10 protein-coding genes are annotated in these 12,285 nt (G+C 64.3%); 2 read left to right on the plus strand and 8 right to left on the minus strand.

Annotated features, from left to right (window positions below; translation table 11 throughout):
• Window positions 1–24 precede the first annotated feature (24 nt).
• Window positions 25–897, plus strand: coding sequence for a protease HtpX (gene htpX, locus J9885_RS04515; RefSeq protein ID WP_043761880.1), 873 nt, complete (start codon window positions 25–27; stop codon window positions 895–897).
• 82 nt (window positions 898–979) lie between these two features.
• Here htpX and J9885_RS04520 read toward each other — a convergent pair whose 3' ends face one another.
• Both J9885_RS04520 and J9885_RS04525 read right to left on the minus strand, forming a co-directional pair.
• Entirely contained in the window at window positions 980–2,782 is a 1,803-nt protein-coding gene (locus J9885_RS04520) for a hybrid-cluster NAD(P)-dependent oxidoreductase (protein WP_210548226.1), read from the minus strand.
• A gap of 226 nt (window positions 2,783–3,008) precedes the next feature.
• The gene (locus tag J9885_RS04525; protein ID WP_210548227.1) at window positions 3,009–5,513 is read right to left on the minus strand and encodes a penicillin acylase family protein; all 2,505 of its coding nucleotides are present in this window, start codon (window positions 5,511–5,513) and stop codon (window positions 3,009–3,011) included.
• A gap of 187 nt (window positions 5,514–5,700) precedes the next feature.
• Here J9885_RS04525 and J9885_RS04530 point away from each other — a divergent pair, with 187 nt between their 5' ends.
• Window positions 5,701–6,816 carry an AraC family transcriptional regulator gene (locus J9885_RS04530; protein WP_210548228.1) on the plus strand — a complete coding sequence of 372 codons (1,116 nt, stop codon included), beginning with the start codon at window positions 5,701–5,703 and terminating at the stop codon, window positions 6,814–6,816.
• Between the two features lie 72 nt (window positions 6,817–6,888).
• On the opposite strand, the gene J9885_RS04535 is transcribed toward J9885_RS04530, so the two are convergent.
• From J9885_RS04535 to J9885_RS04560, 6 genes are all read right to left on the minus strand, one after another.
• Window positions 6,889–7,104, minus strand: coding sequence for a DUF465 domain-containing protein (locus tag J9885_RS04535; RefSeq protein WP_043761874.1), 216 nt, complete (start codon window positions 7,102–7,104; stop codon window positions 6,889–6,891).
• 285 nt (window positions 7,105–7,389) lie between these two features.
• The gene (locus J9885_RS04540; protein WP_210548229.1) at window positions 7,390–7,980 is read right to left on the minus strand and encodes a hypothetical protein; all 591 of its coding nucleotides are present in this window, start codon (window positions 7,978–7,980) and stop codon (window positions 7,390–7,392) included.
• Window positions 7,981–7,991: 11 nt separating this feature from the next.
• Window positions 7,992–9,338, minus strand: coding sequence for an MATE family efflux transporter (locus tag J9885_RS04545; protein WP_043761872.1), 1,347 nt, complete (start codon window positions 9,336–9,338; stop codon window positions 7,992–7,994).
• Between the two features lie 131 nt (window positions 9,339–9,469).
• Entirely contained in the window at window positions 9,470–11,293 is a 1,824-nt protein-coding gene (locus J9885_RS04550) for a SulP family inorganic anion transporter (RefSeq protein WP_134695537.1), read from the minus strand.
• Window positions 11,294–11,362: 69 nt separating this feature from the next.
• Window positions 11,363–11,944 carry a nucleotidyltransferase family protein gene (locus J9885_RS04555; protein ID WP_210548230.1) on the minus strand — a complete coding sequence of 194 codons (582 nt, stop codon included), beginning with the start codon at window positions 11,942–11,944 and terminating at the stop codon, window positions 11,363–11,365.
• A complete protein-coding gene (locus J9885_RS04560) occupies window positions 11,934–12,191 on the minus strand; it encodes a GNAT family N-acetyltransferase (protein WP_043761869.1) in 258 nt (85 codons plus the stop codon). The genes J9885_RS04555 and J9885_RS04560 overlap by 11 nt, the downstream gene beginning before the upstream one ends.
• Between the last annotated feature and the right edge of the window lie 94 nt (window positions 12,192–12,285).

Consider the following 12,285-nt stretch of genomic DNA (forward strand, 5'->3'; position numbering starts at 1 on the left):
ATCCATATCTCACAAGGAGTCAATATGAAGCGAATTATGCTATTCCTGGTGACCAACCTGGCCGTCATGCTGGTGCTGGGGGTGGTGCTCAACATCCTGTTCTCGGTTCTGGGGATCAACAAGTCCAGCATTTCCGGTCTGTTGGTGTTCTGCGCCGTGTTCGGTTTTGGGGGTTCCTTCATCTCCTTGCTGATGTCCAAGTGGATGGCCAAGCGCAGCTACGGCGTCCAGGTCATCGAGCAGCCCCGCAACGAGACCGAGCACTGGCTGGTGAGCACCGTTGCCCGCCAGGCTCGTGAAGCGGGCATCAAGATGCCGGAAGTGGGGATCTACGACTCCCCCGAGATGAACGCCTTCGCCACCGGCGCCCGTCGTGACGACTCCCTCGTCGCCGTGTCTTCCGGTCTGCTCTACAGCATGAGCCGCGACGAGGCGGAAGCCGTGCTGGCCCACGAGGTGAGCCACGTGGCCAACGGCGACATGGTGACCCTGACCCTGATCCAGGGGGTGGTGAACACCTTCGTGATGTTCTTCGCCCGCATCGTGGCCGGCGTCATCAGCAACTTCTTCAGCTCCAACAATGAGGAAGAGAGCAGCAGCACCGGCGGCTTTGCCTACATGATCACCGTGTTCGTGCTGGAGATGGTGTTCGGTGTGCTGGCCTCCATCATCGTCATGTGGTTCAGCCGTCAGCGTGAATTCCGCGCCGACGCCGGTGCCGCCAAACTGGCCGGCCGCGACAAGATGATTGCCGCGCTGGAACGTCTCTCCCGCGGTGCCGAACCGCAGATGGAGGGCTCCATGATGGCGTTTGGCATCAACGGCAAGCGTTCCATGAGCGAGCTGTTCATGAGCCACCCGCCCATCGAGCAGCGTATCGCCGCCCTGCGTGGCTGATAGCAAGACGCGATAGCAAAAACGGCTGCCCCTGGGCAGCCGTTTTGCATTATGGAACGGGGCATTCTTGCCCCCGATCACCCTATTCGACCACGAGATCCGTGAGAGGCACGGCGCAGCAGGCGAGGAACTTGCCCTCGGCCCGCTCGGCTGCGGTGATGGCGGGGGCATCCGGGTGATCCACCTCACCTGTGATCAGGGTGCGCTTGCAGCTGCCGCAGATGCCGGCGCGGCAGCTCCAGGGCATCTCCACCCCCTGCTTGTTGGCCTGATCCAGTACTGTACCCTGGTTGTTGCCGGCAAACTCCTGCTCCCCGATGCGCAGTTTTACCGCTTTGTGGGGACGGGCCACCGAGAGGATGGCGCCGCCAAAGCTCTCCTGGCGGATGCGCCCAGCCGGTACGCCGAGGGCGGTCAGCCGGTTGGCAGCATCGGCCATAAAGCCCAGGGGGCCGCAGATAAACACCTCCCGCTCGGCCAGCCCCTTGACCTGGCCGAGGTGGCTGTCATCCAGTCGCCCCCTGAGCCCCTGCCAGTGAGCCTCGGGCTGGCTCAGGATCAGGGTGAGGGTCATCCCCAGCTGCGCCATGGCGTGCAGCTCGCGGGCGGCGGGAATGTCCGCCTCGCTGCGACATAGGTGCATGAAATGGACCTCGTCGAGTTCACCGCGAAGGTGCAGGGTGCGGGCAATCGACAGCATGGGGGTGACGCCGGAGCCTGCCGAGAGCAGCAGCAGCTTGCGCTCGGACCCCAGATGAAATTCGCCGGCCGGGGAGGCGGCCAGCAGACGATCGCCCACGCTCAGCTCATGGTGCAGCCAGGGGGAGAGGCGGCCATCGGCCAGCTTCTTGACGCTGATGCCGTAACGCTCGGGCTTTTCCGGGGTGGAGCTCAGGGTGTAGCGGCGCTGCACCCGCTCTCCCTTGATGTCCAGGCTGATGGGCAGGTGCTGGCCCGGCAGGTAGTCGGGCAGGGGCTCGCCATCGGCCGCCTCGAACCAGAAGGTTTCCAGGTCCCGTGCCAGGGGCTCCCGGGCCACACACACCAGCGCCCGTTTCTTGGGCGCCGCGTTGGGGTAGATCGGCGGGCGTACCCGCTCCAGCACTTCGATCTCGCTGCCTGCCTCGATCCACCCCTCGTTCAGGGCTACCAGGTTCTGGCCGAAGTAGACCTCCCCATCCTCGCCACGGCGATAGCGGGTGAGGGTGGCGAGCGGCTCTTTCAGGGCATTGAATCGATCCGTGCCTGCCTCCACCGTGGTCATGATGCAGCGGCTGCACGGCTTGGCCACCAGAAACTCCACCTCGCCGATGCGGATCCGCCTCCAACCGTCCTCCTCGAACGGCCTGGTGCCACTCGCCACCAGGTTGGTACGAAACTGGCTCATCTGGTGCAGGGCATCGGATCTCAGATTGAGATCCTCAAGGGAACCCTGACTGATCAGCAGCAGGGGATAGCCGTCGGCAAAGCTCACCCGGGTGCCGGTCTTCTCCCGATAGCGGTTCGACTCCTCGCCGAGCCAGAGCAGCTGAACTGGCTCCCCCGCCACCCGACTCAACCACTCATCGGCGCGGGTGTGGGTGTGCAGGGCGTTGAAGCTGTCGCTCCAGACGCCGGTGGCCTGCGGGGTGAGAGTGAATTCGTGCTCCAGCAGTGTCAGCTGCTCGCACCCCGGATAGCGCAGCAGGAGGCCGCCCTCCACCGGGGTGGCGACGACCAGTTGCAGCTGGGGGTGGGTACGGGCGGTAATGAAGCTGCCATCCGGTTTGACCACCATGTAGCGGCGATCCCCGGCGAGCCCCTCCTGGGTCACCAGGGCGCGGGCCAGTGGCATGCCTGCCGTCGACTTGATGGGGTAGAGATGTATGCTGGCGAGAGTCGGCATGTCCGGGTCCTTGTGCTGTGGCGATTCCTGTGAAGAGGGCAAGATAACGATTCCTGCCCCGTGCGGCAATCCTCTCTTGTCTCCCATGATGGGGGGGGCGATGCCGCTGGCGTGGTGAACGCAGAACAGAGGCTGCTCGCGGTCAGATCATCAGATCAGGGGGATGACCGGATAGAAAAGCGGGCCCAATGGCCCGCTTTGGATGGCATGAACAATGGTGCCGTGATCAGGGCTGGGTCACACGCGGTACCTTGAGGTGCAGGGTACGTTCCTGATGGGCCGCTATCTCTTCATCGGTAAAGCGCATGGGCTGCCACTGCTGGCGGGCGAACAGCTCGGTCTGATCGGTGAAGTGGGGACTTTCGGGATCGTGAGACTGGCCATAGCTCAGGAAGCGTTCCGCTTTGGGGCCCGCGGCATCGAACTGCAGGGCCAGCACGAAGCTGGAGCCGTAGTTGGCGCGATATCGCAGCTCGGGCTGGCCGTCACCGTCGTCATCCAGGCTGCGCAGCGTGGTGCCTGCCACACTCTTGCCGGTCACAATGTTGGCGAAATCCGAGGTGCTGCGCGAAGGCATGTTGGTTTGCACCATGTTGAACAGCCCCTCGAACGAATTGCCCCCAGGCAGCGGGATCGGGGTCAAACCGGCGGCCTTTTGCACAAACTGCAGCGCACCGAGTTCGGCATCCGGCGCGATACCGGCTGCCTGCAAGCGCTGCTGGGCCCGAGCCAGCGCCAGCAGAGCGGGATCCTGATCAGGGGCGCCGTTCCAGGGGGCCAGTCCGCTTGGGGTGGTGGCAGCCCTGGCCGGATCGAAGGGGATGGCAAACAGGGCATCCTGGATGTCTCTGTGCCCGCTGGTGCGAAACGCCGTCAGCCATTCGCGCATCAGGTGGGCGCCCCGGCTCTCCAGCTGATACTCGCCATCCCAGTTGGCGAGTGCCTTGCAACTCGGGGTCAGATCCAGAGGACCACCGTCCAGCTGGATCAGCGGGTGCGCCTGGCAGCGGGCCAGCAGAGGCTCCCTGAGCTCGCGGGCAAACAGGGCGCCGTTGTGGGTCACCACTCCCTGCAGGGTCTGCAGGGTGAAGCGGCGATCGGCACCGGCCAGCCCCATGCTCTCGGGGGTGCTGATGAGCTGGGCGTTGTAGCGGGTACGCGGGCTGCGCACCGTCTGCTCCGGCCCGTAGAGGATGGAATAGCCTTCCAGCGGTTCAGTCAGGTTGGTCAGCCAGTGGCTGCTGTTGGCGTTGTAGACGTAATCGCTTCGGGTCTGGCGCGGGGCCTGGCTCAGCGGGATCAGTCCGGGGGTGCGGGTCAGGCCGCTGTCGACCCACTCGAAGTCGGGGTCGTTGCCTGGCAGCAGCACGCTGCCCTCGCCATCCAGCCAGACGGGGGCCAGTTGCGGGCTTTGGGAGGCCGCGCGCCACCAGGCTTCGGCCTTGGCGCCGAGGCGGGGAACCTGGGTCGCGTCCACGTAGCTGGCCTGGCCCGTCTTGTCGATGAGCAGGGTATTGACCCAGGGCACGCCCTGATGCTCGGCCAGCGCATCGAAGAAGGCCGGGGTGCTTTGTGCCTTGGCCATGGCCAGCCACTGCTCCAGCATCCGGTAGTTGCCGACGTTGGCATCGCGCAAGCTGATGGCGCTGCTGCTGGTCCAGCCCAGAGCGGGAGAGAGGGAGGCGAGGTTGACCATGGGGCCGAAATGGCTGGCATAGAGCGTCTGGACATAAGGCTGCAGGCTGCCGTCGGCCTGCCGTACCTGTACGGTGATCTCTTTCTGGCTCATCTCTCGCCACTGGTCGCCATAGCGGTAGCGCAGCGGATTGGCGGGGTCCAGGGTGAGCTGATAGAGGGTGAACCGCTTGGACTGGGAGACGGTATGAGTCCAGCCGAGCCGCTCGTTGAAGCCGATCAGGATGGCGGGAAAGCCCATCATGGTGGCACCGGTCACGTTGAGCTCGCCCGGGATCTGCAGATGCTGTTCATAGAACCTGAGTTCGCCATCCCAGGGGAAATGGGGATTGCCGAGCAGCAGGCTGGTGGCGTTGCTGGTGCGATCCGCTCCCAGCGCCCAGCCGTTGCTGCCGATCCCCTCCGAGGTCAGCAGCGAGACGGGATCCTGTGAGGGGGCCGGCAGGGTGGCACGCGCCTGTGCGCCGACGGGGGGCTGGGCACTGGCCATGGCGCTGATGAAGCTGCGGCCGCTGGCCAGCTGGGCGAGATCCAGGTGATAGGCCAGCAGCTGGACCGGGGTGATGGGTTCGACCCACTCGGCCCCGCGGCAGGGGGAGGGGTAGTCTGCCGGACCGGCCCGCTCGGTGAGCGAGTGATTGAAGCCCGCCACATAGCCCTCGATGAGGTCCTTCGCCTCCGGGGCCAGCTTCTCATACAGGGTGGTGGCTTGAGTCTGCAGATCCAGGGAGCGATAGCCCAGGTCCGAGAGCAGGTTGCGCTGCTGCTCACCGGCGCCCAGCCAGCGGGATTTTTCTCCCCGCAGCTTCATGATCTGCTCGCTCAGGGTGCAGAGGTTTTCCTCGGCGTGGGCGTATCCGGATCCGAAACCGAGGCTGGCATAGTTGCTCGCCTTGATGTGGGGCACCCCCTGCTCCGTGTAGGTGAGCGTGACGTCGTAGTGGCGGGCGGGATCCGGCTGGCTGTCGTTATCCTGACAGCCGGCCAGTACCAGAGTGCCGAGCAGGGAAAGGGAAAGAGGAAGAGGGGTTCGCATCTTGATTCCTTCTGTGGTGTTGATTTGTTAATGTTTTGTTTCCTTTCGGTCGATGCAGCAGCTATTCAAGCGCAGCCCTCCCCTCGGGTCGCCCGACTGGATGGAATCGGTCATGGAATGAAAAACCAAATAAAAACAAGGATGAACAGGTGTGTCTCGATGGAGCCGTACCTGCAGGAGGAGTGTTATGCAGTGGGAAAATATGGCCGCCGTGCTCAGTCTGGGTCTGGCCGGCATGCTGGTGCTGGCGAACGTGGGATGGTTGCGGCGCACGCGGCGGGATTCCGCCGCCGGCTATCTGCTGGCCCTGCTGGCCCTGAGCGGCCTGCAGGCGCTGGAGTATCTCTATCACCAGCAGCAGTGGTTTCTGGCCCGGCCCCATCTGCTCAAGCTGATCGATCCCCTGGTGGTGATGCTGCCGTTCTGTCTCTATGGCTATATCAGGGCCGTGCAGGGGGAGGGGGTGCTCGCTCGCTGGCGCGATCGGCTGGTGCACGGGTTGCCCCTGCTGCTGGTGGCTGCCCTGGCATTGCCCTACTGGCTGTTGCCTGGCGACGAGAAGGTTCGCTGGATCCTGCTTGGCAGCCAGGAGGAGGCCCTGTGGCCAGGCATGACTCTCTATGGCAACCGCTATCTGGCCTGCATTGCCCTGCTGGGGCTGGCCTACTGGTGGCAGCAGCAGCGCCTCGGGGTCGTCAGCCGCAAGCCGGCGCTGCGCGCCTGGGTCAACCAGTTGCAGGGCCTGCAACTGCTGGTCGCCCTCCTGCTGCTCGGCCGTATCGCCCTGAGCTGGCTTGGCTGGCCGCTCTCAACGGTGTATTTGCAGGCCCCCGTCACCGCCTATCTGTTGCTGCTGGTGCTGGCCCACGCCCGGCTGCCCCAGCAGGACGCCATGGGGGAGGGGCGCGAGCGCGGTGCCGAGGGGATGCCGGCGCCGGTGCAGGATGAGTCGCTGCAACCCCTGTTCGAGGCGCTGGAGGGGGAGCTCGGGCGAGGAGCCTTCCGGGATCCGGCCCTCTCCCTTGGCAAGCTGGCCCAGCTGTGCGGCCTGAGTCCCCATCAGGCCTCCAGCGCCATCAATGCCTGTTCGGGGGGCAACTTCTACGACTGGCTCAACCGCCATCGGGTGGAAGAGGCCAAGCGGCTGTTGCAGGAGAGTGACGAGACGGTGGCCACTGTCTGCTATCAGGCCGGCTTCAACAGCAAATCCACCTTCAACACGGCTTTCCGGCGCCACACCGGCCAAACGCCCAGCGAGTTCCGGCGCAGGCGGCCGGATGAGCTCTGTGCCACATCCTCATGAGCGGACAACAAAAAGCCCGGCGTCGGGCCGGGCTGGAGGATAAATTGCTTATCCGGGCATTCGTCAAGGCGTCTAGTTTGGATGTTGTCTGAGGATGTCGTATATCTCCTCTTTCAGTTTAAGTTTCTGTTTTTTCAGATCCTTCACCTCGGCGCTGTAGTCGCTGGCGTGGTGCTTTTCCAGCTTCTGGATCTCCGCATCCAGGTCGTTGTGCAAGTCAAACTTCTTCTGAAAATGGGCATCACTGACCTTCAGTTTCGAGATGAGATCTCTGTACTCTGGAAACATGTAATGAAGCCTCCTTGTTGTCGTTTGATGTGCCTTGACCTTCAAGCTACGCCTTCCCCCGGGAGATAAACGTGATCCGGATCCAATTCGTGGACATCGTTTTGCACCATGGCGGCGACGATTTTTAACTGTTTGAATCACAAGCAGATTGGCGGATAAATGGTGGGCAGGAGAGGATAAAACCGGGATCCTGTTCACATTATTGCACTGGGGAACACGGGGAAAGGACGGGCGGCGGACAGCAAGAAGGGGCGCGAGGCCCCTTCCGGATAACGAGCGTGGTGTTTACTCTTTTTTCTTTTTCTTCTCGGGCAGGGGCTTGCCGTCCCGGGCGATCACCTTGCCCACCTCGAAGCCTATTTGTGCCGCCAGCTCTTCCAGATCCGGTGCCTTGGCCTCGTTGCCGATGGCGTACTGGTAGTTGGCGATGGTGATCTTCTCCGCCACCGGCGTGCCCGGGACGATGGGCTCGCGCCAACCCTGACCCACATGAGCCACCAGGGTGCCGTTCATGATGAGCTCGCCGACGATCTCCTGGGTGGGAATGCCCTTGCCGTAGGTGAGGCCCTGGGCATGCTTCTTGCCGACCAGCGGTTCTGTGCTTGCGGGCATCAGCTTGGTGCGGATCAGCCACTTGGGCTCCTTGGTCTTGCCCACCGCCTTGCCGGTCTGATACTCGTTGATCTTGATGGTCTTGATCATCTGGGCCATGAACTCCTTGGTCAGGGCCTTCTGGGCTTCGCTGGTCTCGTCGATGACGATGGGGGCCACATACCAGGTCTGGAGAGCCTGCGCCTTGGGCGCTGCCGGGGCGGTTTGCGCCATGGCGAGCGGGCTGAGCAGGATGGCCGTCAACAAGAGTCCGATTTTCTTCATGATGATTCCGCTTATGTTTCGACAAGAATTTTGTTTTGCCAGCGACGACTGCGCCAGCGCCAGAACATGGCCAGACCGCGCACCCACTCGTCGCAGGCGAGGGCCAGCCAGATGCCTACCAGGCCGTAGCCCTGCATGATACCAAGGAAATAGGAGAGGGGAACGGCAATGCCCCACATGGAGACGAGCGCCATGTAGAGCGGGAAACGGGCATCCCCGGTGGCGCGCAGGGCGTTGATCACCACCAGGTTGAAGGTGCGGCCTGGCTCGAGGATGAGGCTGATGAGGAACAGCTGGGCCACCTGGGTGATGATGTCCGCGTCGTCGGTGAACAGGCTGATGATGGCTCGGCCGTTCAGGGCGGCGGCGACGGCGATGACGGCGGTGACGATGAGGCCGAGTTTCAGGCTCTTCATCAGTTGGCGATAGGCCTGATCGAAGCGTCTGGCTCCCGCCAGATGGCCGATGATGATCTCGTTGCCAAGGCCGATGGAGAGGCCGAACAGCAGGATGAACAGGCAGATCTGGAAGAAGTAGGACTGGGTCGCCAGCGCCTTGTCGCCGAGCAGGCCGACAAAGGCGGTCACCACCATGAACTGCAGCATCCAGGAGAGGTTCTCCCCCGCCGCAGGCAGGCCGATGTGCAGCACCTTGTCCAGCATGGCGCGGCTCGGGCGGACGATTTCCGGCAGACGCAGCCGGATGCCGGTCTTGCGGGCCACCAGCCACACCAGCAGCACGACCCCGACGATGCGACCCGCCACCGTGCTGATGGCGACCCCGGCGACCCCGAGCTGGGGCAGGCCGAACCAGCCGTAGAGCAGCAGCAGGTTGCCGACGAAGGTGATGAGGTTGACGATGAGGGTCACGTACATGGCCTGGCGGGTGTGGCCGTGAGCGCGCAGGGTGGCGGCCAGGCAGAGAGCTGCCGCCTCCGGCAGCAGGCACAGGCCGATGATCTGCAGATAGAGGCTGCCGTCGCTCATCAGGTGGGCGGGCAGGTTCATCAGCGCCAGCATGGTGCCGGCCCCGGCCATGACCCCGACGGCGGCCACCAGCCCCACCAGCAGGTTGAAGCCGATGGCGGTGTGAATGACGACCCGGGCCTTCTCCTTGTCCCCTGCCCCCAGATACTGGGTGATCACCACGCTGGTGCCGATGCTGACGAAGCTGAACAGGGTGATGGCCAGATCGAACACCTGGTTGCCGACCGCGAGCGCCGCCACCCCCTGGTAGGAGACGTGACCCACCATGAAGGTATTGAGGGCCCCGGTCAGAAAATGCAGGGCGAGATCGATGAACAGTGGCCAGGTCAGGGAAAAGAGGGAGCCCGGCCCGGCGTGGGATTGAGTCTGCATGGAATATCCAGATGCTGGTGGTGGCCCTCGTCAGGGCCAGCTGGACGGGCATTTAACACCAAGCGGGTGCGGGGCGCAATCCTGGTGGCAGAGAAGAGGGCCGGCGGGTTGGGGCCGCCGGCCGTGGCGCCTCACACCGGGGTCGTGCCGGCCTCCTGCTCGCAGGGGTGGGTGAGACGCGCCGAATCGGGCAGGGCCTCGTCCTGGGGCCAGCGGGTGATCAGGGCGTCCGTGGTGCTCTCCACCACCTCGTCATCCTTGAACACCGGCTCCCGGTAGCAGCGGGTCATGCGCAGGGCCTGATACATGTCGGGGCAGAGAATGATGCCATCCTCGCCGACCCGGATCCCCGCCTGCCTGAACCACTGGCTCAACTGGCCGTGGCGACCGGCCATCACCATGTGGATGCCGCGCCGCTTGAGCTCCTTGTGCAGCTCTCCCACCATGCTCATGACGCTGATGTCCTGATGGGTGAAGCAGGCCACCGCGTCCACCACCAGGCACTGGGGACTGTGGGGATCCTGCACCAGCAGCGCCAGCACCCGCCGCTTGAAGTAGGGGGCGTTGAAGTAGGTCAGCGGCGAGTTGAAGCGATAGACCAGGATGCCGGGAATCGCCTTGGCCTGCTCGTTGTCCCCCAGGGTGCGCACCACCCCTTCGTCATCCATGCCGAGCAACTGGTCGGTGGGGCGCATCACGTTGCGCAGAAACTGGAACAGGCCCAGCAAGACCGCGAGGGTGATGCCCGGAATGACCCCCATGGTCAGCACGCTTATGAAGGTGATGAGGGCCAGCCAGAAGGCGGCGCGGTCCGAGTCGCGCAGGGCCCAGAGGCCGCGAAAGTCGGTCAGCGACAGGGAGGCCATGACCAGCACCACCCCGAGGGCGGCGGTGGGGATGTATTGCAGCGGCCCCGTCAGGTAGAAGGTGACCAGGGCGATGACGGCGGCGGCGATGATGGAGACCAGCTGGCTCTTGCCGCCGTTGGCGTCGTTGACCGCGGTGCGCGAATCCGCGCCGCTGATGGCAAAGCCCTGGGAGGCCGCCGCCGCCAGGTTTGCCATGCCCAGCGCCCGGAACTCCTTGTCCGCGTCTATCTCGTAGCCGTTCTTGGCGGCGAAGCTGCGGGCGGTGAGCATCATGGAGACGAAGCTCACCATGGCGAGGTTGAGGGCCGGCAGCACCAGCTCCCGCATCAGGCCGGGGGGGAATTCCGGCATCTGGAAGGCGGGCAGGCCCGAGCCGATGGCCCCCAGGGTGGCGATGTCGACACGGCCGAGGTTGAACAGCCACACCAGCGCCGCCGTCACCACCATGGCCACCATGGAAGAGGGCCAGGCCGGCTTGTAGCGCTTGGCCAGCAGCAGGGTGAGCAGGGCGGTCAGACTCATGGCCAGGGTGGGCAGATGGGTCTGGGTAAGGTAGTTGGTGCCGTTGAGGATCCGCTCTATCAGATAGCGTTCGCTGAAGGTGAAGCCGAAGATCTTGGAGAGCTGGCCCACCATGATGGTGATGGCCACCCCGTTGAGCAGCCCCATCAGAATGGGCCGGGAGAGAAAGTCCGCCAGCACCCCCAGCTTGAAGCGGCTGGCGATGAGGCACCAGAAGCCGGTCATGGCGGTCATGGTCATGACCAGCTGCCAGTGGCGGGTGGGGTCCCCGGCGGCGAGGGGGGTGACCACGGCGGCGATGACGGCGCAGGTGGCGGCGTCCGGGCCGACGATGAGCTGACGGGAGGTGCCGAACAGGGCGTAGACCACCATGGGCAGGATGCAGGAGTAGAGGCCGACGATGGCCCCCACCCCGGTGAGCTCCGAGTAGGCGATGGCCACGGGGAGCGCCACGGCCGCGACCGAGAGGCCTGCGCGAAGGTCCGGCATCAGCCAGGCCCGCTGATATTGCAGCAGGGCGGCGAGCCCCGGCAGCCAGCGTTCGAGAGAGAAGAAGTCGCGCATTATTTAACCCATTGAGTTACAAACAGCTTTTCGTAGTGTGCCCAAGGTTGCCGAAACATTGCAATCCGGTCATGGCCAGTTCACGACAAGGTCAGGCCAGATCTGCTGCCACCCCTTGGCCTTGACGCGCTCGGTAAAGACCCGGCACTCCTGGCGACAGTGCGGGTTGGGGTCCACCCGCAGGGACCAGTTGGGGGCAAAGCCGTAGGGGGCCAGCCACTCGAACGAATCGTCTGCCAGCAATCTGACCCCGATGCAGGTGGGTACCTCCACCCAGTGTCCGAGGGCCTCCAGAGTGCTGCCAAAGGGGGGCACCTGCTGGCGCACATGCATGCGGGCCTGGTTGCGCACCTCCCAGCGCTGGTCAGGCAGTCGGGCATTCAGCCAGGCCTCGTGATCGGCCTCCTTCAATCCAGTCGGATCAGCACTGTCCAGATAGATAAGATCGATGTCGTTGAGGGGGGTCGGCGCCGGCTTGCGGTGCAGGTGATCCCAGATGAGGTTGCGCACAAACCCCGCCCCCAGCGCCCAGTCGGGCAGGGCCAGCGCCCGCGCGGCCCGCAGGCAATCCATGCGCCGGTCATCGGCCCGCAGCAGGGCCTCGGTGCACGCCTGCAAAGCGGCGTCCTGATTGGCCTGCTCAGCCGGCATTGCGGCGAAGCCAGACGTCGATATAGCTGCAGGTCGGCACTATGGTGAGCCCCTCTGCCAGAGTCCAGTTGTAGAAGCTGCGGGCCAGCCGGTCGGCGATGCCCTGTCCGCGCAGCTCGGCAGGGACCTGGGTGCTGTAGGCGTCGACGGTGGTGGCGTCCAGCCTGCGATAGGCAAGACGGGCGAGCTTGCCGTCCACGGTGCAGACGAACTGCTGCTGTTCCGGCTGGTGAAGAATGTCGCTCATCTGGGATCCTCTCTGGGTGAATGGGGTGATCAGAACATGGCGGGCACGCTTTGCCAACGTCATTCTTTGCCGCCGTGGCGGGCTCGCTTACACT

It is taken from the genome of Aeromonas sp. SrichE-2G (genome assembly GCF_017939565.1).
Taxonomy (GTDB): Bacteria; Pseudomonadota; Gammaproteobacteria; order Enterobacterales; family Aeromonadaceae; genus Aeromonas; species Aeromonas taiwanensis.